The sequence below is a fragment of the Pseudomonas libanensis genome (assembly GCF_001439685.1).
In the GTDB taxonomy this organism is placed as follows: Bacteria; Pseudomonadota; Gammaproteobacteria; order Pseudomonadales; family Pseudomonadaceae; genus Aquipseudomonas; species Aquipseudomonas libanensis.
The window spans coordinates 17,455-38,911 of sequence record NZ_JYLH01000012.1; the positions used below are offsets into that span (position 1 = coordinate 17,455).

At 61.4% G+C, this 21,457-nt stretch carries 19 protein-coding genes; 12 read left to right on the top strand and 7 right to left on the bottom strand.

The features are described 5' to 3' along the window. Nucleotides 1–31: 31 nt before the first annotated feature. Complete coding sequence (locus TU73_RS18515; RefSeq protein ID WP_082642636.1) at nucleotides 32–1,318, bottom strand: hypothetical protein; 1,287 nt, start codon at nucleotides 1,316–1,318, stop codon at nucleotides 32–34. Beyond that, nucleotides 1,311–2,918, bottom strand: coding sequence for an amino acid adenylation domain-containing protein (locus TU73_RS18520; protein WP_057013434.1), 1,608 nt, complete (start codon nucleotides 2,916–2,918; stop codon nucleotides 1,311–1,313). Before TU73_RS18520 ends, TU73_RS18515 begins: the two co-directional genes overlap by 8 nt. Before the next feature lie 196 nt (nucleotides 2,919–3,114). Here TU73_RS18520 and TU73_RS18525 point away from each other — a divergent pair, with 196 nt between their 5' ends. The 4 genes from TU73_RS18525 to TU73_RS18540 all read left to right on the top strand — a co-directional run bounded on the left by TU73_RS18525 (nucleotide 3,115) and on the right by TU73_RS18540 (nucleotide 6,898). Further along, entirely contained in the window at nucleotides 3,115–3,621 is a 507-nt protein-coding gene (locus tag TU73_RS18525) for a sigma-70 family RNA polymerase sigma factor (protein ID WP_057013435.1), read from the top strand. Next, the gene (locus tag TU73_RS18530; protein ID WP_057013436.1) at nucleotides 3,618–4,355 is read left to right on the top strand and encodes an anti-sigma factor family protein; all 738 of its coding nucleotides are present in this window, start codon (nucleotides 3,618–3,620) and stop codon (nucleotides 4,353–4,355) included. The genes TU73_RS18525 and TU73_RS18530 overlap by 4 nt, the downstream gene beginning before the upstream one ends. A 111-nt stretch (nucleotides 4,356–4,466) precedes the next feature. Further along, the gene (gene zapE, locus TU73_RS18535) at nucleotides 4,467–5,561 is read left to right on the top strand and encodes a cell division protein ZapE (protein WP_057013437.1); all 1,095 of its coding nucleotides are present in this window, start codon (nucleotides 4,467–4,469) and stop codon (nucleotides 5,559–5,561) included. A 38-nt stretch (nucleotides 5,562–5,599) separates the two neighbouring features. Further along, nucleotides 5,600–6,898, top strand: a complete 1,299-nt coding sequence (locus tag TU73_RS18540; protein WP_057013592.1) for a leucine-rich repeat-containing protein kinase family protein — start codon at nucleotides 5,600–5,602, stop codon at nucleotides 6,896–6,898. Nucleotides 6,899–7,019: 121 nt separating this feature from the next. On the opposite strand, the gene TU73_RS18545 is transcribed toward TU73_RS18540, so the two are convergent. Both TU73_RS18545 and TU73_RS18550 read right to left on the bottom strand, forming a co-directional pair. Then, complete coding sequence (locus TU73_RS18545; protein ID WP_005789254.1) at nucleotides 7,020–7,727, bottom strand: YebC/PmpR family DNA-binding transcriptional regulator; 708 nt, start codon at nucleotides 7,725–7,727, stop codon at nucleotides 7,020–7,022. Nucleotides 7,728–7,836: 109 nt separating this feature from the next. Further along, nucleotides 7,837–9,162 carry an MFS transporter gene (locus tag TU73_RS18550; protein ID WP_057013438.1) on the bottom strand — a complete coding sequence of 442 codons (1,326 nt, stop codon included), beginning with the start codon at nucleotides 9,160–9,162 and terminating at the stop codon, nucleotides 7,837–7,839. 258 nt (nucleotides 9,163–9,420) lie between these two features. Between TU73_RS18550 and TU73_RS18555 the strand changes: the two genes are divergently transcribed. Then, nucleotides 9,421–10,311, top strand: a complete 891-nt coding sequence (locus TU73_RS18555) for a LysR substrate-binding domain-containing protein (protein WP_057013439.1) — start codon at nucleotides 9,421–9,423, stop codon at nucleotides 10,309–10,311. Here TU73_RS18555 and TU73_RS18560 read toward each other — a convergent pair. Then, nucleotides 10,287–11,141, bottom strand: coding sequence for a LysR substrate-binding domain-containing protein (locus TU73_RS18560; protein WP_057013440.1), 855 nt, complete (start codon nucleotides 11,139–11,141; stop codon nucleotides 10,287–10,289). The genes TU73_RS18555 and TU73_RS18560 overlap by 25 nt on opposite strands. Before the next feature lie 112 nt (nucleotides 11,142–11,253). Between TU73_RS18560 and TU73_RS18565 the strand changes: the two genes are divergently transcribed. From TU73_RS18565 to TU73_RS18590, 6 genes are all read left to right on the top strand, one after another. Then, nucleotides 11,254–12,363, top strand: a complete 1,110-nt coding sequence (locus TU73_RS18565) for a 2-aminoethylphosphonate--pyruvate transaminase (protein ID WP_057013441.1) — start codon at nucleotides 11,254–11,256, stop codon at nucleotides 12,361–12,363. Between the two features lie 27 nt (nucleotides 12,364–12,390). Then, nucleotides 12,391–13,218, top strand: coding sequence for a phosphonoacetaldehyde hydrolase (phnX, locus tag TU73_RS18570; protein ID WP_057013442.1), 828 nt, complete (start codon nucleotides 12,391–12,393; stop codon nucleotides 13,216–13,218). A 114-nt stretch (nucleotides 13,219–13,332) separates the two neighbouring features. Continuing rightward, nucleotides 13,333–13,881: a cytochrome b gene (locus TU73_RS18575; RefSeq protein ID WP_057013443.1), complete on the top strand. Its 549-nt coding sequence runs from the start codon at nucleotides 13,333–13,335 to the stop codon at nucleotides 13,879–13,881. A 291-nt stretch (nucleotides 13,882–14,172) separates the two neighbouring features. Beyond that, on the top strand, nucleotides 14,173–14,859 hold the full coding sequence (locus TU73_RS18580) for an MtnX-like HAD-IB family phosphatase (RefSeq protein ID WP_057013593.1): 687 nt from the start codon (nucleotides 14,173–14,175) through the stop codon (nucleotides 14,857–14,859). Continuing rightward, on the top strand, nucleotides 14,852–16,246 hold the full coding sequence (locus tag TU73_RS18585; protein ID WP_057013444.1) for an aspartate aminotransferase family protein: 1,395 nt from the start codon (nucleotides 14,852–14,854) through the stop codon (nucleotides 16,244–16,246). Before TU73_RS18580 ends, TU73_RS18585 begins: the two co-directional genes overlap by 8 nt. Further along, nucleotides 16,243–17,112: an alpha/beta hydrolase gene (locus TU73_RS18590; protein ID WP_057013445.1), complete on the top strand. Its 870-nt coding sequence runs from the start codon at nucleotides 16,243–16,245 to the stop codon at nucleotides 17,110–17,112. Before TU73_RS18585 ends, TU73_RS18590 begins: the two co-directional genes overlap by 4 nt. A 13-nt stretch (nucleotides 17,113–17,125) precedes the next feature. Here TU73_RS18590 and TU73_RS18595 read toward each other — a convergent pair whose 3' ends face one another. Together TU73_RS18595 and TU73_RS18600 are read right to left on the bottom strand one after the other, a co-directional pair. Beyond that, a complete protein-coding gene (locus TU73_RS18595; RefSeq protein WP_057013446.1) occupies nucleotides 17,126–18,019 on the bottom strand; it encodes a 1-aminocyclopropane-1-carboxylate deaminase/D-cysteine desulfhydrase in 894 nt (297 codons plus the stop codon). A 56-nt stretch (nucleotides 18,020–18,075) separates the two neighbouring features. Beyond that, nucleotides 18,076–20,115, bottom strand: a complete 2,040-nt coding sequence (locus TU73_RS18600; protein ID WP_057013447.1) for an NADPH-dependent 2,4-dienoyl-CoA reductase — start codon at nucleotides 20,113–20,115, stop codon at nucleotides 18,076–18,078. 210 nt (nucleotides 20,116–20,325) lie between these two features. Here TU73_RS18600 and TU73_RS18605 point away from each other — a divergent pair, with 210 nt between their 5' ends. Beyond that, the gene (locus TU73_RS18605) at nucleotides 20,326–21,456 is read left to right on the top strand and encodes a carbon-nitrogen hydrolase family protein (RefSeq protein WP_057013448.1); all 1,131 of its coding nucleotides are present in this window, start codon (nucleotides 20,326–20,328) and stop codon (nucleotides 21,454–21,456) included. The last annotated feature ends 1 nt before the right edge of the window (nucleotide 21,457 follow it).

The window sequence follows — 21,457 nt, forward strand, 5'->3', positions numbered from 1 at the left end:
GTAATAGGTGTCGCTCATACTTAAGGCCGTCTCAGGAATCCCAGATTGCGCCATAGGCGGGAATCCCCCGGGCTTCCAGCTCTTGCACCACGCGCTGAGTCAACGCCTGGTTGGCAATACAAATCACGGCTTCGGCGCCACAGGCTTGCACCGCGCCATAGGCCAACTGCACCAGGTCCGGCTTACCGCGCTCATCGGTGTCCCAGATCAATGCCTGTGGCTGGGCCCGCAGAATTTCCTCAACCAGTTCATCGCCGTAGGTCTTCCTCGGGCTGCGCGTGGACCAGATCAACTGAATCGGTACCTGAGCCGCGAGCAGGTGTGGCATGACAGGCCCAATACCGCTACCTGTGGCGATGTACACCACAGACTTGAACAGGGTTTCTACATTGGCAACGCCGGCCGTGGTAATGCCCTTGACCCATACGTAGCGCGGCAAGTCCTCAATAAATTGCCCGGTCCAATCACCTGCACGGGAGATGATCAGGCGAAACCCCGCCTCGCCTGGCGCGCAAATATTGGCAAAGGAGTGCCACTCCAGCAGCGGGCTGCGGCTGATTGAGCTGGATGAACCGGCGAATGGCGAGGTATGGCTCAAGCGTGTAATCACGGCATGCGCGGAAGGTCGCGTGTGTTCCACGACTACCTTGCGCAGCCGCAACCAGGGCAGCAGGATGCTCAAGGTCAGCAGGACCAGCACCCAGAACGAGAGGTTGTGCGGCAGGTTCGATGTGGTCAACAACGTTTGCCACCAGAACAACAGCAACGCGCTCCAACCGGCGAACCGATGAACCCGTTCAAACCCGTTGTGAAAGCGGCTTCGAATGCGTGGTTGAGCCATAACCACCATGAACAGCAACACGCTGAGCAGCACAACGTTGATCCCGAGCGAACCTGCCGAAACACTGTCAGGTTGCTGCAGATAACGCGTGACCTGCACGCCGACCAGGCCCGCAAACCACCCCGTGGCCGCCAAGGCTGCGCCACTGTGCAGCCCTCCGAAGTGGTACACCTTGGCTGCGCTGCGGCGCACTCCGAGCGGCCATGTGCGCGGTATCCGCGTCGCCAGCCAAAACAGGCCATTGATCAGGTATTGCTGGCGAATCAGGATGGCAACCGACAGGTTTATCAGCACCATGTCCGATAGGGTCTGTACCGCAATGGCCTCCAGGTCCACAGCCAACAGCACAAACACCGCGTTGCCGATCAGAACCCCTGACGCCAGGCGGTTGTAATAAGAAAACATCGGCAGTGAAGCCCAGCGTCGCCAAAGTGCCGGCTTGGGCGGTACAACGGTACGGGTCAGCGCATCAATCATGACCGGGCTCCTCGGTCGCAACCGCTTGCGCCGCTATCTGGGCGTCCTGGGCCACTTGCAGCAACAATGCCTTGTCGATCTTGCCCCTGGCGGTCAGAGGAAAGTCCTCCACCGCGTAGATGAACTGTGGCACGCAGTAGTAGGCCAGGCGCTGTTGACAGGCCAACCGACAAGCCTCTATGTCAGCGCTGGCTGGGGAGACGAAGGCCACCAACGTACGATTGTCCAGCTTCAACGTGACCGCGCGGATGCAGTTCGCACCAGCCTCCAAAGCTGCCGACACAGCGTCCAGTTCTACGCGAAAACCGCGAACCTTCACCTGATCATCCACGCGGCCCAGATGTTCGAGTTGCCCGTCAGATACCCAGCGCCCAAGGTCTCGCGTACGGAACATCAGGGCATCACCGCCGCGAAAGGGATCCGGGCGGTACCGGTCCAAGGTCAATGCCCTGTTGTTCAGATAGCCCGCCGTCACCCCCGCACCACCGGCCCACATCTCGCCCATTTCACCCAATACGCAGGCACGCCCCTGGTAGTCGAGTACATAAACGGTGTTATTGGGCGTTGGCCTGCCGATAGTCAATGGCGTGCCAGGAACATGCAGGTGCAAGGTGTTAACGATAGTGGTTTCGGTGGGCCCGCACCCGTTGTAGAACGTACAGTGCTCGGCCCAACGGTCTGCCAGCGCTTGGGAGCAGGCCTCCCCCGCCACGGCAATGAACTTGAGGTCGGGACATTGCCGAGGGTCAAGGGTGGCCAGTATCGACGGCGTTGCGATCAACACATTGCACTGGGCGGCTGTCTGCGCGATATCTTTGCCGCGAATCAGCAAGGTCGCGCCATGCGCCAGGCAACCGAGTATTTCCCAGGCAGCCATATCAAAGCCGATGTTGAGGATCTGCCCAACGGTACGATCCGGTGCCATTCCCATCTGCCCAGGTTGGGTCAACAGAATGTTGCACACGTTGCGGTGGCTGACACACACGCCGTTGGGACGCCCGGTGGTTCCGGACGTGAACAGCACAAAACACAGGTCATCCGGTTTGACCTCGGCGAACACGCAATCATTGTCCTCTGCCACCCAAGGGGCTTGTGCAATGAACGTGTCCAGACACAGGCAGCGGGAGGCCGCGTCTGCCGGAATGTGCTCCAGCAAGTTCGACAAAGTCAGAATGACCGGACTGGACAACGACGCCAGGACCATGCCCAACTGCAGGGTGGGCACGATTCTGGCGTCCTGTGGAACATACGCGGCGCCTATCTTCAACACCGCCAAAAGCCCGACCAGCATCGGAATCGAACGTTCGACGAACAACCCCACCGTGTCACCCCGCTTCACACCCTTTGCAAGCAGGTACACAGCCAAACGGTTGGCTTGTCGGTTGAGCTGCTCATAGCTGATACGTTGGCCCGCGCATACTGCCGCTGTGGCGTGAGGCGCCAACTTCGCTTGCGCTTCGATGGCGTGGTGTACGTTGCCGTAGGGGGGCCGCGCTGAAGGACCGCAGCCCCATTGCTCAAATAAAACTCGCTGCGCGGCAGGTAAATGAGCCAGCGAGGCGCTGGAAAAAAACTGTTTATCGCTCGGTGAGTACGTCATGAGCACCCTCTCACTATTGGCCTGCCGGCTGAATACCGACAGATACAAGGGTGGATAGGGGACTGCGCACGAGATTACAGCCTCTCAAACTATGCAGAAGCTTCCCACTCATGCCCGAAGAGGTTTCTTTGCAGAGTGAATGGAATAACCTACAGAGACCGACGTCTACCTCAACACAAGTGAGTAGACTCGTCCCATGCATGAACTCGACGAACAGTTACGTGAACTCATCCCCAGGTTGCGGCGTTTTGCCGTGTCGCTGACGCGCAACACCAGCAGCGCCGACGACCTGGTGCAGGCCACCCTGGAACGGGCGATCATCGCCTGGGCCGATAAACGTCTGGAAGGTGACCTGCGCGCCTGGCTGTTCTCGATCCTCTACCGGCAGTTCCTCGACGCCCACCGCCGCAGCCGACGCTATGCGCGCATGCTCGAGTTCTTCACCGGCCGCGATGACGCGCAGCCTTCGGTGGAGCGCACGGTGATGGCCCAATCCACCCTGCAAGCCTTCGACCAGCTCAACGCCGAACAGCGTGCCCTGCTGCTGTGGGTGTCCGTCGAAGGCTTGAGCTACAAGGCCGTGGCCGACATCCTCGACGTGCCCATCGGCACTGTGATGTCACGCCTGTCCCGCGCACGCCAAGCGTTGCGTCAACTCAGCGATGGCGAAATTGCCGGCCCAGCCCTGCGGAGACTCAAATGATCAGCCTGCCCCCCAGCGAACGCGACTTGCATGCCTACGTCGATCACCAATTACTGGAAAATGACCGCCGTGTGCTTGAAACCTGGCTCGCCAGCCACCCCGAGGTGGCGGCGCAGGTGCATGCCTGGCAACAGGATGCGCAATTATTGCGTGCATCTTTAAGCGGCGCCCTGCAACAGCCGGACAACCCGGCACTGGACCCGGCGCTGATTCGCCAGCGTATCAAGCGTCAGTCCCGCCGCCACTTCGCCACCGCGGCGCTGCTGCTGATTGCCGTGAGCCTCGGCGGGATAGGCGGCTGGCAGGCCCGCGAAGCCACCCAGCCGCCGCTATTGCCAATGACCGATGCCATGCAGGCCTACCGCCTGTTTGCCCAGGACGGCATCATGCCCGCCGACTTCAGTGCCGAGGGCAGCGGCAATATGCAGGCCTGGCTCGACCGCTATTTCAATCAGGCCCACCGCCTGCCCGACCTGAGCCAGGCGGGGTTCAAGCCGGTCAGCGGGCGCCTGCTCACCACCGACCAGGGCGCGGCAGCCATGGTGCTGTACCAAGACCCGCAAGGCCGGCGTATCAGCTTCTATATCCGGCCGCCAGGCCCGAACAACGGTTTCCTGCCCCGGGGCAGCCGCAGCGCCGATGGCTTGCAGGCCCAGTACTGGTCAGGCGGCGGCTACAACTACGCGATGGTCAGCCCGGTGGACCAGCCCACCACGGGGTTGATGAAGTTCTAGAAACCAACGTCCAGCATTAGGTTTTCGAGCCAGTTGGCCGCCCCGTCCCTATTGGTCAAATCAAGGCGGGCGCCCTAAAGTAAGCGACCACCGCAGCACAGAGTGACTCCATTGGCCGTGCTTTCCCTGCTCCAGCGCCTGTTCGCGAAACCATCCAGCGTCTCGGACGCCTCGCCTGTCCCGGCGTATTTCCAAAGAAAGGCCGAGCAACAGGGCTACACCCTCAGTGATGGGCAAATGCGGGCGATTACCGCCCTGAATCGCCAGGCACAGCGCCTGCTCAACGGCCAAGCCACCCGCAGCCTGTACTTGCACGGCCCGGTGGGACGCGGCAAAAGCTGGCTGCTGGACGGGTTCTTCAAGGCCCTGCCCATTGCCGAAAAGCAACGCGTGCACTTTCACGATTTCTTCGCCCGCCTGCACCAAGGCATGTTCCTGCACTGCGGGCATGGCGACGCCCTGGCCGTCACCCTGGATCAGCTGCTGGCGGGCTGCCGCGTGCTGTGCTTCGACGAATTCCACGTCCACGATATCGGCGATGCGATGCTCATCAGCCGTTTGTTCAAGGCGCTTTTCCAACGCGGCGTGCTGGTGCTGGTGACCTCCAACTATCCGCCCGAAGGGTTGCTGCCCAACCCGCTGTACCACGAACGATTCAAACCGGTGATCGACCTGATTGCTGCGCGCATGGACGTGCTGGAGGTCAGCTCGCCCCAGGACTTTCGCAGCCTGCCCCAGGCCCACGCACAACAGCGTTTCACCAGCGGCCAGTATGTGTGGCCCGGTACGCCGAGCCAGCGTGAAAGCCTCGGGCTGCCCACCACGGATTGCCCGGCGCAGCCCCTGACGGTCGGCACTCGGCAGCTGCTGTGCCGCGGCCATCAGGCGCAAACCATCGTGTTCACCTTCAACGACCTGTGCGAGCAGCTCACGGCGGTCATGGATTACCTGCTGCTGTGCGAGGATTTCGACCACTGGATCATCGACGGCTTGCCGCATCTGGCCGAATGCCCAATTGCCGTGCAGCAGCGTTTCATCAACCTGGTGGACGTGCTCTACGACCAGGACAAACGCCTGACGCTCATCGGCCACCAGCCCTTGGATAAATGCCTGGAAGGCCAGGCCATCGACCTCGCCCGCACCGCCAGCCGCCTGCGCCAGTTGCAAACACCCTGCGCGCAAAGCGCCCCCGACCCGGTATCATGAGCGCCTTTTACGCCCCCCATCCGAGTGCCGCGCTGTTCATGAATACCCTCGCCCAACTCAAGGCCGGCCAATTGGCCGGCGCCACGCGCCTGGACCTGGCCTGCGGGCTGACCGAATTTCCCCGGGAAATCTTCGAGCTGGCCGACTCCCTGGAAATCCTCAACCTCACGGGCAACGCCCTGACCAGCTTGCCCGCCGACCTGCATCGCCTGACGCACTTACGCGTGCTGTTCTGCTCGGACAACGCCTTTACCGAGCTACCGGAGTGCCTGGGCCAGTGCGCGAAGCTGAGCATGATCGGCTTCAAGGCCAACCGAATCACCCACGTGCCCGCCGCCGCCCTGCCGCCCCAGTTACGCTGGCTGATCCTCACCGATAACTGCATCAGCCAATTGCCCGATGAACTGGGCCAGCGCCCGTTACTACAAAAACTGATGCTGGCCGGTAACCAACTGACGCACCTGCCGCATAGCCTGGCCCAATGCAAAAACCTGGAGCTGATCCGCATCGCCTCCAATCGCCTTACACACCTGCCGGATTGGTTGCTGACGCTGCCGAGCCTGACGTGGCTGGCCTACGCCGGCAACCCGGTGGAAATGGCGGTGACAGTGACGGGCGATGATGGGACGCCGAACATTCCCTGGTCTGAACTAGAACTGGGAGAAGTATTGGGCGAAGGCGCTTCCGGGATCATTCACAAAGCAATCTGGAAACCCCAGGCGCTGCCGGTCGCGGTCAAGCTATACAAAGGCACTATCACCAGCGACGGGTCACCGCTGCATGAAATGCAAGCCTGCATTGCCGCCGGGCTGCATCCCAACCTGATCAAGGTGCAAGGACGCGTCATCGGCCATCCCGACAGCCAGGCCGCCCTGGTAATGGACCTGATCGACCCGAGTTATCGCAACCTCGCGGCCCTGCCCAGCCTGGCGTCGTGCACACGGGATACCTACGAACCCGGCACCCGTTTCAGCCTGGACGTGGCATTGCGCATGGCACGTGGAATCGCTTCGGTGGCGGCGCACCTGCATCGGCACGGCATTACCCATGGTGACCTGTATGGTCACAATATTTTGTGGAACGCAGCGGGTGATTGCTGGCTGGGAGACTTTGGCGCAGCGTCATTCCATGCCACGGCGGACACCCTGGAAACCCGGGCGTTGCAGCGTATTGAAGTGCGTGCGTTCGGGGTGTTGCTGGGGGAGTTGTTGGAGCGGGTTGAGGCCAGTGAAGACACTTTGCAGGCACTGCAACAACGCTGCTGTCAGGCGAATGTACTGGCCCGACCGGGCTTTGAGGAAATTGAGGTCCTGCTTAAATCCATGCAGCGCCACTAAACCAATGTGGGAGCGGGCTTGCTCGCGAATGCGGTCCTTCAGCCAGGTATTTATTGGCTGATACACCGCATTCGCGAGCAAGCCCGCTCCCACATGTTGACAGCGTGTACTCAGATAAACATCAGCCAGCCAGGCCGACAAACATATCCTGCACATCATCATGGTTGTCCAGGCCTTCCAGGAACGCCTCGACTTCGGCCATCTGCTCATCCGTCAAGCCACTGACCGGGTTCTTCGAGAGGTAGCCCAATTTGGCCGACAGCACGGTGAAACCCTGTTCCGGCAAGGCCTTTTGCACGGCATCCAGGTCGGTGGTTTCGGTGATGAACAAGGTGGTGCCCTCTTCTTCACCGTCTTCGAAGTCCTGGGCGCCGGCTTCGATGGCGGCCATTTCCGGATCCGCGTCCGGGGTATCCGGCGAGGCTTCGATCAGGCCGACATGGTTGAAGTCCCAGGCCACCGAGCCGGAAGCGCCCAGTTGGCCCTTGCGGAATGCCACGCGGATTTCCGCCACGGTGCGGTTGATGTTGTCGGTCACGCACTCGACGATCAACGGCACCTGGTGCGGGGCAAACCCTTCGTAGGTCACGCGATGGTACTGCACGGTTTCACCGAGCAGACCAGCGCCCTTCTTGATCGCGCGGTCCAGGGTTTCCTTGGGCATCGAGGCTTTCTTGGCCTGCTCCACCACCAGGCGCAAGTGCGCGTTGGTCGCGGTATCGGCACCGTTACGGGCGGCGATGGTGATTTCTTTCACCAGCTTGCCGAAGATCTTGCCCTTGGCATTGGCTGCCGCTTCTTTATGTTTGACTTTCCACTGTGCGCCCATGACTCACTCTCTACTATCCATGGCGCCGAAACGTCTACTGGCCGGCGCTTTGGGGGCAGAGTTTATAGCGCAAAAACACTCTAATCCACCAAAAAACCGGCCAGGTGCCTCAGGTGCGCAGGGGTTTGATCGTGACGTTGCGATCGACGACGAAGTCCCCGACCTGGGCCAGTACCGCAGGCCTGGCGTTCCAGTAGGGCATCAGCACCAGCGACGAAAACAGCGCCGCGCCGGCAAAGACGATAAATACCGTGACAGTATCGAAGTAGCCCGGCAGCAAACCGCCAAGGATCGCCCCCACTGAACCGCAACCATTGACGAAACCTGCCGCCGTGGCGCCGGCCTTGGCCGTGCCGAAGTCGATGGCCGCCGTGCTGCTGATCATCGAATCAGGGCCGTACAGGGTCAGGCCCATCACAAACAGCAAGGCCATCACCAGCACCACGCTGCCGGTGTGCAGCGCGCCCATGAACAACGCCAAGGCTACGGTCAGCGCCAGCAGGCTGAGCACACAGGCGGGCATGCGCCGGGCGCCGAACAGTTTGTCGGAGGCCAGGCCGATCAGCACCGGCCCGAGCAAGCCGGCCAGCTCAAACGCGGTAGGCACGATGGCCGCGCCGACCTTGCCCACCGACGGCATCTGCTCGTAGACGATCACCGGGCCCCACAACAGGATCGCGTAGCGCGCCGGCTTGAGCAGGAAGTACGCCAGCCCCAGAGTCAACACCGTGCGGTTGCGCAGGATTGCGCGCAATGGTTCGAGCACGCTGATGCGCTTTTGAGCAGCAGCCTCTTCGGCGCTCAAGACCGGCTCGGGCTCCACCGCCGGCAAGCCTACATCCTGCGGGGTATTGCGCTGGAACATAAAGAACAGCACGGCCACTACCGCCACCACCGCGGCACTGGAGATAAACGCCGCGTGCCAGCTGCCGATCAGCGTATACGCCCACCAGCCGGCAAACGGCGAAGCAACCAAGCCGCCAAAGGCGTAGCACGAACTCCACAGCCCCAACACCCGCCCCCGCTGCTGGGCGGGAAAGAAACTGCCAAGGTTCTTGCACAACCCCGACCAACCGGTGGATTGCGCCAAGCCCTGGATCAACATGCAGGTGACGAAGATCGGCAAGGTGGCGAACGTGCCCATCACCAGCGCCGCGGCGGCGGAAACCAGCAAGCCGCCGAGCACCACCACCCGTGGCCCGAAGCGGTCGGCGAGCATGCCCCAGGTGAACTGGCCCACGGCGTACGCGGCGAGGTAGAGGCCATCCAGGTTGGCCATCATCATTTTATCGAGGGGGAAACCCGGGTCGTCACCGATCCCCAGCTTCGCTACCGAAAATGCCTTGCGAGTGAAATAGAAAGCGGCGTACGCCAGCCAGGTGATGGCGAAAATCTGCACGCGCCAACGCTTGATGCTACCCATAGGGATATTCATGGTGGTTCTGACCTCAGGTGTGAGTGTGCCGGCAGAATCGAAAGAAAACGCCTGTTGTTTTTATGGTTGAGCACTGCAATGCCGGGCCGTAGGGGGCGCAACATTGGTCAGATGGGTGCGGTATGCCTGCGCCCATGGCCACCGAGGTTGTAGGACTCAACCTACGGCGACTGAGGTGCATCAAAGCAATGGCTGACTAATAGGTAAAATCGATTTATCGTATTTCAAATATAAGTCCAGCTTGTAAGAGGATGCGCCATGTCGGTTTCCCACGCCCAGCTCAAGGCCTTCCACGCGGTGGCCGTCCACGGCAGTTTTACCGGTGCCGCCGAGCGGCTGTTCCTGACCCAGCCAGCAATTTCCGACCAGGTACGCAAACTCGAAGAGCGCTTCGGCGTATTGCTGTTTCACCGCAACAAGCGCTCGGTACGCCTGACCGACCTCGGTGAACGCCTGCTGGGCATCACTCAACGTCTGTTTGTGATTGAGGCCGAAGCCGAGGAATTGTTGCAGGACTCCCGCGCCCTGCTTACCGGCACCCTCACCCTGGCGGTGGATGCCCCGGTGCATGTTCTGCCGCAGATTGCGCGCTTCTGCCAGCTGTACCCCGGAATCAGCGTGAAGATCGAAACCGGCAACACCGATGAATCATTGTTTCGCCTGTACAACTATCAGGCTGACCTGGCGCTGCTGGGGCGCGATGTCGACGATGCGCGCCTGGTGTCGCTGCCCTTGCCCGACGACCAACTTCTGGCGTTTGTCGCACGCAACCACCCTTGGGCCGGACGCGAGTCGATCTGCCTGGCCGACCTCGACGACACACCCTTGGTATTGCGCGAAATCGGCTCCGTCACCCGTCAGACCCTGGAGCAGGAAATGAGCCAGGCCGGCCTGCGCATTCGCCCGGCGATCCAGGTGGAAGGCCGCGAAGCCGCCCGCGAGGCGGTGGTGGTGGGCATTGGCGTGGGCGTGGTGTCGGCGGCTGAGTTCGGCGCCGACGCACGGGTGTACGCCATGCCGATTCGCGATTGCACCCAGCGCATGAAGGAAACCCTGGTGTGCCTGAAGGAACAGAGCTCACGCCGGGTGGTGGCAACCTTTTTGGAAATCGTGCGTGAGAGCCTTCACGCCAATTCGAAAAATGCCTGAATCAAGCGCAGCGAGCGGCGCCGCTCCATGCACCCGAGCATATGCCGGTTGAGCAACCCATCGCCCAGGATCGGCACGGCTTGCACACGCGGGTCCGGGCTGACTTCCATCGACGACACCACACCCACGCCCAACTCTGCCGCGACCGCTTCGGTCACGGCTTCACGGCTGTCCAACTCCAGCAGCACCTTGGGCTGCACATGCGCCGCCAGGCAGGCGTCGTCAAAGGTGCGCCGGGTGATGGAGCTGGGCTCGCGCAGCACCATGATCACCTCGTGCAAGTGCGTCAGTTGAATGCCTTCGGGCTGGTTTGCCCACGGATGCGCAGCCGGCACCAGCGCGCAAATCCGTGACTCGTCCAAAGGCTGCAAGTGCAGGCCATTGCGCGGTTCCACCTCGGTGAGCACCGCCACGTCCGCATGTTCGGACAGCAGCGCCGCCAAGGCTTCCTGGGCATTGCCCAAGCGCAGGTTCACGGTAATGCCCGGGTAGCGCGAGCGCAGGCTGGCGATCATCGGCATCACCAAGTGCGGGCCATCGGCGGCCACTTCCAGGCGTCCAGTGAGCAACTGGCGGTTGGCCTCCAGCATGGTCTGCGCCTCGTCCACCAAACCGAAGATCGCCCGGGTAATGGCCGCCAGGCGCGCGCCCTCCTCGGTCAACTCCACGCGCCGGGCGGTACGGCGCAGCAACGGGATCTGGTAGTGCTCCTCCAACGCCTTGATATGCCCGGTCACAGCCGGCTGGCTGATAAACAGCCGAGCCGCTGCCCGGGTAAAACTGCCCTCGCGGGCCACCGCATCGAATGCACGTAGTTGGAACAGGTTCATAGTTATCGGCCTCACTGATAGCTCGCATAACAACAAACAATTTGATTGATAACAAGCCAAACTGCAATTTAGGCGCCGTAGCTTCAACCCCGATACCTTGCGAGGACTTGAGATGACCACTGCCGCGCCGATCCTGTTGACCCCTGGTCCCCTGACCACATCAAACCGCACCCGCCAGGCGATGATGGTGGATTGGGGCTCATGGGATGACCGCTTCAACCAGCTCACCGCCAGCGTTTGCACGCAGCTGCTGGCGATTCTCAACGGGGCCGACAGCCATCATTGCGTGCCGTTACAAGGCAGCGGCACCTTCGCCGTCGAAGCCGCCATCGGCACCCTGGTACCCCGCGAGGGCAAGGTGCTGGTGCTGATCAACGGCGCCTATGGCAAGCGCCTGGCGAAGATCTGCGAGGTGCTTGGCCGCACGTTCAGCACCTTTGAAACCGCCGAAGACGAGCCCACCACCGCTGCCGATGTGGATCGCCTGCTGCACGCTGACGGCGCCATCACCCACGTCGCGCTGATTCATTGTGAAACCAGCACCGGCATTCTCAACCCGCTGCCGGAGATCGCCCAGGTGGTCAAACACCACGGCAAACGCCTGATCATCGACGCCATGAGTTCCTTCGGCGCGCTGCCGATCGATGCCCGCGAAGTCCCGTTCGAAGCGTTGATCGCCGCCTCCGGCAAATGCCTGGAAGGCGTGCCGGGCATGGGGTTTGTCTTCGCAGAAAAACATGCGCTGGCCGCTGCCCAAGGCAACTGCCATTCCCTGGCGATGGACCTGTTCGACCAGCACAGCTACATGACCAAGACCGGCCAATGGCGCTTCACCCCGCCGACCCACGTGGTCGCCGCCCTGCATGAGGCCTTGCTGCAATACGCCGAGGAAGGCGGACTGCCCGCCCGCCATCAACGCTACGCGGACAACTGCCAGGCACTGCTGGATGGCATGGCCGCACTGGGCCTGCGCAGTTTTCTGCCGGCGGCGATCCAGGCGCCGATCATCGTCACCTTCCATGCACCACAAGACCCGCGCTACCAGTTCAAGGACTTCTACGAACGGGTCAAGGCCAAGGGCTTCATCCTTTACCCGGGCAAGCTGACCCAAGTGGAAACCTTTCGCGTGGGCTGCATCGGCCATGTCGACGCGACCGGCATGCGCGCAGCGGTCAAGGCAATCGGCGAGGTGCTGCAAGAAATGGAAGTGTTGGACATTTGACTCCCCCATTACCACAGGATCTGAACCATGAACTATCAAAACCCCAATACCCTCCAGGCCGTTATCCTCGACTGGGCCGGCACCGTGGTCGACTTCGGCTCCTTCGCGCCCACGCAGATCTTTGTCGAGGCGTTTGCCGAGTTCGACGTGCAAGTCTCTATCGAGGAAGCCCGTGGCCCGATGGGCATGGGCAAGTGGGACCATATCCGCACCCTCTGCGACCAGCCGCAAGTTGCCGAGCGCTACCGCAAGGCGTTCGGCCGCACGCCCACCGACGACGACGTGACCGCCATCTACCAGCGCTTCATGCCACTGCAGATCGAGAAGATCGCCGAACACTCGGCGCTGATTCCCGGCGCCCTCGACACCATTGCAGCGCTGCGGGCGCAAGGGATCAAGATCGGCTCCTGCTCCGGCTATCCCAAGCAAGTGATGGACAAGGTCGTGGCCCTGGCCGCCACCAACGGCTACGTCGCCGACCATGTCGTGGCCACCGACGAAGTGCCCAACGGCCGCCCGTGGCCGGCACAGGCGCTGGCTAACGTGATCGCCCTGGGCATTGATGATGTGGCGGCCTGCGTGAAAGTCGACGACACTGTGCCGGGCATCCTTGAAGGCCGTCGCGCCGGCATGTGGACGGTGGCGCTGACCTGCTCGGGCAATGCCCTGGGCCTGACCTTCGATCAATTCCGTGCCCTGGACAGCGCCACACTGGCCAGCGAGCGCCAGCGTATCGAAGCGATGTTCGAAAGCTCGCGCCCGCATTATCTGATCGACACCATCACCGATCTGCCGACTGTCATCGCTGAGATCAATGCTCGCCTGGCCCGCGGGGAAATGCCGCAGAGCGACTGACCAGGATCAAAACAACGGCATTTGCAACGAGCGAACCGCTTGAAACGGGCATACAGTTAACACACTCCGTCGCCAAAGAACGGAGGTATGCCCTGATGAGAGAGGAACCCAGCAATGCCGTGGAAAAATTCCGATTCACGCTACAGCACCATGTCGATTGCGCTGCACTGGTTGATGGTGGTGCTGCTGGCGGTGGTCTACGCCTGCATTGAACTGCGCGGGCAATTCCCCAAAGGCAGCGGTGCGCGCACGTTGATCGTCGAAATGCACTTCATGCTCGGCCTGACCGTGTTTGTGCTGGTGTGGCTGCGCCTGTTTGCACGCAGCCTGGGGGTGGCGCCGAAGATCGTGCCGGCACCGCCGCCATGGCAGAGCCTGCTGGCGACGCTGATGCACTGGGCGTTGTATGCGTTGATGATCGGCTTGCCGATTGCCGGTTGGTTGATCGTCAGTGCCAAAGGGCATTCGGTGATGTTCTATGGGATGGAGTTACCGCCGCTGATCGCAGAAAACAAGGCGTTGGCCGAGGAGATTGAAGGCTGGCATGTGCTGTTCGCCCAGGTCGGTTATTGGTTGATCGGGCTGCATGCGCTGGCGGGGATTTTTCATCATTACGTGATGCGCGATAACACGGCGCTACGCATGATGCCCAAAGGCAGGTAACGACTTTGCCTGGCACTCCAAACGTGCCAGGCAAACCATCCTACATCGTCTATACATTTTCTACTTATAGTTTCGATTTAACGCTTTTCACTTGGGATTACTCCTACGACATCCACCAGAAAAAACCCGTAATGTTTTGTCGCACAGCAGTGCTCCAGCAATTGGACACTCGCGTCTGACAACGAACTGAATGGGATTTTTATGGAAGGTGCCTCAAGTAACGGTCGCCAGCACGCTTGCGGGGATCAGGGGGTCGCTACAGCACCTCCGACTTTCAGCCAGTGGTATGTGCTGTGTGACTTCGACGGGACCATTACCCCCACGGATGTCATCGACAACGTCCTCCAACGCTTCGCCGGCCCCGAGTGGGAAACCATTGAGCAGGAATGGCTGGATGGGCATATCGGTTCACGCGAATGCCTGAGCCGCCAACTGGCGCTGATCAAGGCTACCCCAAGTGAACTGCTGGCGTATTTCGACAGCGTCGAGATCGACCCGGACTTTCCGGATTTCGTCGATCACGTCATGGGCCTGGGTGCTTCCATCGAAGTGGTCAGCGACGGCATCGAACAAGGCATCGCCCGCATCTTGTCCCGCCACTACGTGACCCTGCTGCCGATTCTCGCCAACCGCCTGCGCCAGGTTGACCACAACAGCTGGCGCATCGACTACCCCTATGCCAGCGATGCGTGCCGCGCCGCGTCCGGCAACTGCAAGTGCAAATCCACCCCGCGCAACAAGCGCGTGCTGGTGATCGGCGACGGCAAATCGGACATGTGCGTGGCCTCCACCGCGGACTTCGTGTTCGCCAAAGGCAGCCTCGCCGAATATTGCGTCGCCAACCAGATTCCTCACGCGCGCTTCGACACCTTCGCCGAAGTGCCTGCATTGCTGGCCAAGCTGCCACAGGGCATCGCCGCCAACGCCACCACCTTCAATACCTCTGCTGACAATCAGGAACTCTTCCATCATGTCTGATATCCGTATCGCTACCGCCGAAGACCAGGTTCTGCTGGATAAAGAAGCCAAGTACTGCTCCTACGGCGACACCGTTCACTACATCGAGCCGCCGCGTATTTTCAGTCGCTGCGAAGGCTCTTATGTTTGGGACACCGAAGACCAGGCCTACCTCGACCTGCAAATGTGGTACTCGGCGGTCAACTTCGGCTATGCCAACCCGCGCCTGAACAACGCGCTGAAAAAGCAGATCGACACCCTGCCGCAAATCGCCAGCCAGTACCTGCACAAAGGCAAGATCGAGCTGTCGGAAATGATCGCGGTCGACGCCAAGAACAAGTTCGGTCTCGACGGTCGCGTGCACTTCAACGTCGGCGGTTCGCAGTCCATCGAAGACTCCCTGAAAGTGGTACGTAACGCCACCAACGGCAAGAGCCTGATGTTCGCCTTCGAAGGCGGCTACCACGGGCGTACCCTCGGCGCGTCGTCGATCACCTCCAGCTACCGCTACCGTCGTCGCTACGGCCACTTCGGCGAGCGTGCGCAATTTATCCCGTTTCCATACCACTTCCGTGGCCCGAAAGGCATGACCAAGGAAGAGTACGGCAGCCACTGCGTGCAGCAATTTGCCCGTCTGTTCGAGACCGAATACAACGGCGTGTGGGACCCGAAAGTCGGCCAGAGCGAATACGCTGCGTTCTACGTCGAGCCGATCCAGGGCACCGGCGGCTACGTGATCCCGCCGATGAACTTCTACCGCGAACTCAAGCATGTGCTGGACCAGCACGGCATCCTGATGGTATCGGACGAAATCCAGATGGGCTTCTATCGCACCGGCAAGCTGTGGTCGATCGAACACTTCGACGTACAACCGGACGTGATCGTGTTCGGCAAGGCGCTGACCAATGGCCTCAACCCACTGGGCGGCATCTGGGCCCGTGAAGAGTTGATCAACCCGAAGATTTTCCCGCCAGGGTCCACTCACTCCACCTTCGCCTCCAACCCACTGGGTACGGCGGTGGGCCTGGAGATGTTGAAGATGACCAGCGAAGTCGACTACGGCGCGATGGTCATGGCCAAGGGCAAATACTTCCTGGAAGGCTTGCAAGACCTGCAGAAACGCTTCCCCGTCATTGGCGACGTCGATGGCCTGGGCCTGGCGCTGCGCTGCGAAATCTGTGGGCCGGACGGCTTCACACCGGACAAGGCGACCCTGGATTACATGGTCGAAGAAGGCATGAAAGGCGACATGGTCGTAGACGGCCAGAAACTGGGGTTGATCCTCGACGTAGGCGGTTACTACAAGAACGTGATCACCCTGGCCCCGTCCCTGGAAATCAGCTACCCGGAAATCGACCTGGGCCTCAAGCTGCTCGAGCAGTTGCTGGTGCGAGCGACCCAGCGGTGAGTGCGCACGGTATTGACCTTGGTGAAGGCGATGCCGGTTTCGTACTCGGTGAAGGTCCGGTCGGGATCCTGTTGATCCATGGCCTGACCGGCACCCCGACGGAATTGCGCCAGGTTGCCAAGGGCCTGGCCAAGGCGGGTAACTGCACGGTGTATGTGCCGACGTTGGCCGGGCACTGCGGCGACAACAGCGACCTGCAAGCCACCGGTTGGCTGGACTGGTACGAAGGCGTGCGCAAGACCTTCGTACAGGTCAGGCAACGCCACGAGCAGGTGTTTGTCGGTGGCTTGTCCATGGGCGCGGTAATGTCGATGTACGTGGCCGCCGAACACCCGGGCCAAGTCGCCGGGCTGTTGTTATACTCCCTGACTTTACGTAACGATGGCTGGAACGCCTCACCTGTCACACGATTAGTGCCTTGGGTGACTCGAATTCCCTTTGTGTTGGACTTTTGCGTATTCAATGAGCGGCCGCCATACGGTATTAAAAACACGCGGCTGCGAGCCATTGTCGAACGGCAGATGAAAATGGGTGAAAGCAGTGCAGCAGGCTTGCTGAGCATGTCTGGCAAGAGTCTGCGGCAAATGCATAAACTGACGACTCGAGTGAAACGGAGTATGCCGTCGATTAAAGCGCCCGCCCTGATCATTCACTCCATCGAGGATGATGTCAGCGGCAGGTGGAACGCCGACTACACCGAACAGAAACTCGCAGGCCCTGTCACCAAAGTGCTGTTGAATAACTGCTATCACATGATTACGGTAGACCTGCAATACAAGGAGGTGGTCGCCCTGAGTGCCAACTTCATCCAAAGCCATATTTCTGTTCGAGGGGAACCATCAGGCAGCCGATGCCCCATTGCCTGATTTATCAGCCCTTTCAAATGAGCGCCACACTTCGGCGGCCTTGTAGGCCGCCGGTATGGATGAAGATCAGGCGAGTGCCGGGAGCAAAGCGTCCGGCCTCTATCTGCTGCTTCAATGCCAGCAGCGCCTTGGCGGTGTAGAGCGGCTCCAGTGGCACACCGCAGGCCCGTTCAGTGTGCTGGATAAACTCGAGCAACACCGGATCGACCTTGGCAAAGCCGCCTCGGCTGGCCTCCAGCAGTTCATAACCGCCCTGCACCAGGGCCCTCACATTCTGCGCCACTCCGTGGTCATCCGGCACTGCCAGGGCGCCGTACACCGGATGCGCGCCCGCCTCGGCCAACACCAACCCGGCCAATGTCGTGCCGGTACCCGCCGCCAACCACCAAGCGTCGTAATCCGTCCACCCGAGGTGGCTCAACTGCGCCCGCGCCTGCGCCACTAATACCCCACAGCCCAGCGCACCAGCCAGCCCACCGCCACCTTCGGGCACCGGATGGAGGCGGGGATATTGTTCGCGCCAAGGCAGCCAAAAGCCCGGCTCGTGGCGTGCGCGATAGCCGCCATAACCGAGCCAATGCAGTTGCATGCCGAAGGCCTTGAGGTCGAGCACGGTGGGTGTGTCTTGAGGATGGCCCCGCAACAGGCCGACTGTGGGAAAATCAAAGCGCTTGCCCGCCGCCGCCAGTGCGTGCAGATGATTGGAGTAGGCCCCACCGAGGCTGATTACCCCTTTGGCGCCGATAGCGCGGGCCTGAGCGAGGTGCTCAGTTAGCTTGAACCACTTGTTGCCGCTGATCAGCGGATCGATACGGTCCAGGCGCAGCACGGCCAGCTCGACACCGTTCAGCCAATCCAGCTGCAAAGGTTCAAGGGGCGCATAAGGCAGCCAATCGAAAGGGCCCATCGGCAGGTATCTGAATGAAAAAGGGGCGGTAGTCTAACACCGCCCCTCTCGTCGTCTTACAACTCGGCAGCCAGGCGCGAGCCCTGGTTGATGGCGCGCTTGGCATCCAGCTCGGCCGCCACATCGGCACCGCCGATCAGGTGTACGTTCTGGCCGGCGGCGACCAGGCCGTCGTGCAGCTCGCGCAGCGGGTCCTGGCCCGCGCAGATGACGATATTGTCCACCGCCAGCACCTTCGGTTCGCCCTCGGCGCCGATACGGATATGCAAGCCTTGATCATCGATCTTCAAGTACTCGACACTGTTGAGCATCTGCACCTGCTTGTTCTTCAAGCCGGTACGGTGAATCCAGCCGGTGGTCTTGCCCAGGCCGTCGCCGACCTTGGAGGCCTTGCGTTGCAGCAGGAACACTTCACGGGCCGGTGCATGGCGCTCGGGCTTGATCCCGGCCACACCGCCACGCGCTTGCAGCTGGGTGTCGATGCCCCACTCTTTCCAGAACGCCTCGCGAGCCAGGCTGGTGGACACGCCTTGGTGTACGAGGAATTCCGACACGTCAAAGCCGATGCCGCCTGCGCCAATCACGGCTACGCGCTTGCCCACCGGCTTGCGCTCAAGGATCACGTCCAGGTAACTCAAGACCTTGGGGTTTTCGACGCCCGGGATCGCCGGGGTACGTGGCGCGATGCCGGTAGCCAGGATCACCTCGTCATAACCACCCGCCACCAGTTGCTCGACACCGACGCGAGTATTCAGGCACAGCTCGACGTGGGTGGTCTGCAATTTGCGCTTGAAGTAACGCAGGGTTTCGAAGAACTCCTCCTTGCCCGGCACGCGCTTGGCGATATTGAACTGGCCGCCGATCTCGCTGGCGGAATCGAACAAAGTCACCTGGTGCCCGCGCTCGGCGGCCACGGTGGCAGCAGCCAGGCCCGCAGGGCCGGCGCCGACCACCGCGATTTTCTTGATCTGCTTGACGGGCAGGTAATTGAGTTCGGTTTCATAGCAGGCCCGTGGGTTGACCAGGCAGGTGGTCAGCTTGCCGCTGAAGGTGTGGTCCAGGCATGCCTGGTTGCAGCCGATGCAGGTATTGATTTCATCGGCGCGCCCGGCTGCGGCCTTGTTGACGAACTCCGGGTCGGCGAGAAACGGGCGCGCCATCGAGACCATGTCGGCATCGCCTTCGGCCAGGATCTGCTCGGCGACTTCCGGGGTATTGATGCGGTTGGTGGTGATCAGGGGTATCTGCACCGCGCCGCGCAATTTGGCCGTGACTTTGCTGAACGCGCCACGGGGCACCTTGGTGGCGATCGTCGGGATGCGCGCTTCGTGCCAACCGATACCGGTGTTGATAATGGTCGCGCCGGCCTGCTCGATGGCCTTGGCCAACTGCACGACTTCTTCCCAGACGCTGCCACCTTCCACCAGGTCGAGCATCGACAAGCGAAAGATAATGATGAAATTCGGGCCCACGGCTTCACGCACACGGCGCACGATTTCCACCGCCAGGCGCATGCGGTTTTCAAAGCTGCCGCCCCAGCGGTCGGTGCGGTGGTTGGTGTGGGCAGCGAGGAACTGGTTAACGAAGTAGCCTTCCGAGCCCATGATTTCCACGCCGTCGTATTCGGCGACCTGGGCCAGCAACGAACAGGTGACGAAATCCTGGATCTGCTTCTCGATGCCCTCTTCATCCAGTTCCCTTGGCTTGAACGGGTTGATCGGCGCCTGGATCGCGCTGGGTGCTACCTGCTTGGGACTGTAGGCGTAGCGCCCGGCGTGGAGGATCTGCATGCAGATCTTGCCACCCGCCTCGTGCACGGCCCGGGTGACAATCTTGTGTTTCTGCGCTTCTTCGTCAGTGGTCAGCTTGGCGGCACCGGCGTACACACCGCCCTCATCATTCGGACCAATGCCACCGGTGACCATCAGGCCCACGCCGCCACGGGCGCGCTCGGCAAAGTAGGCCGCCATGCGCTCGAAACCACCGGATTTTTCTTCCAGGCCGGTGTGCATCGAGCCCATCAGGGTGCGGTTGCGCAAGGTGGTAAAACCCAGGTCCAACGGGGCCAGCAGGTGCGGGTAGGCAGCAGCGGTCATGGTACAGCTCCACAACGGATCATCACGGGACGTGGCGCACTCGAACGGCGTGCCATCGGTTTATGTCCCACAGACTAAGAGGCAGTGGACCACCGCTCAATGACTGAAACTAACAAGTTATTGATCCAAATGCACAGCGCCCCTTGGCAAGCCACGCCATGGGCCCTACCCTAGTCGCGAACCCTGTACCCGGTCTGTTGTCTGTTGCCCATGCGTAAACTTCTAGCGTTCACCGTCACCATGGCCCTGGTTGCCGCCCTCGCCGCGTATCTGGTCTGGACCCAGGAGCGCCCCGTGGCGCATTACCTGTCTGACCTGCGTATCACTCTCGCCGTCAATGAGGGCCAGCCGGCCGAGCGTGGCAACCTGCTGGGCATCCAGCCGGAGCTGTTTCCCGCCGACTACCAGAGCCTGGAACGCCTGCACCTGAAACTGTCGGCCTACCTGCAAAACGCGCGTGACCTGGGCCTGATCAACCCCAAGACCATCGTGGTACTGCCCGAACATATCGGCACCTGGCTGATGCTCAGTGGCGAAAAAAACGAGCTGTACCAGGCCGCGCATCTGAAGGACGCCATGCACTGGCTGTCGATCAGCAACCCGCTGCCCTTCATGCGCGCCTGGATCAGCGCCACCGGTGACAACCGCATGGACGACGCGTATTTGCGCATGAAAGCCCCGGCCATGGCCCAAGACTACCAAGTGCTGTTCGGCGGCCTGGCCAAGGAGTTCGGCGTGACCCTGGTGGCCGGCTCCATCGCCCTGCCCAACCCGACTGTCAGCCAGGGGGTGCTGCAGGTGGGCCACGGCGCGCTGTACAACGCCAGCCTGGTGTTTGCCGCCGATGGCTTGCCATTGGGCCAGCCGCAGCGCCAGCTCTACCCGATCTACGATGAACGCGGGTTTATCGCGCCAGGAGATGAAAACACCCTCAGCGTGGTCGACACGCCCGCCGGGCGCCTGGGCATTCTGGTAGGCAGCGACAGCTGGTACCCGGACAACTACCGCAAGCTCAACGAACAGGGTGCGCAACTGGTCGCGGTGCCAGCCTTTGTCACCGGGCGCGACACCTGGGACCGCCCATGGCGTGGCTTCAAGAGCGTGTCGACGCCTGCTGAAGTCAGCCTCAAGCCCGAAGAAACCAGCGAGGGCGCCGCCTGGCGCCGCCTGACCCTGATCAGCCAGCAACCCGTCAGCCAAGCCACGGCGGGCATGAGCGTATTTTTACGTGGGCAGTTCTGGGACCTGGGCAGTGCCGGCCAGAGCTTTCTCAGCAGCAACGGGCAAGTGTTCGCCGACAGCGACGCCCGCGGTGCGCGCCTGCTGAACATCTGGTTGTAGC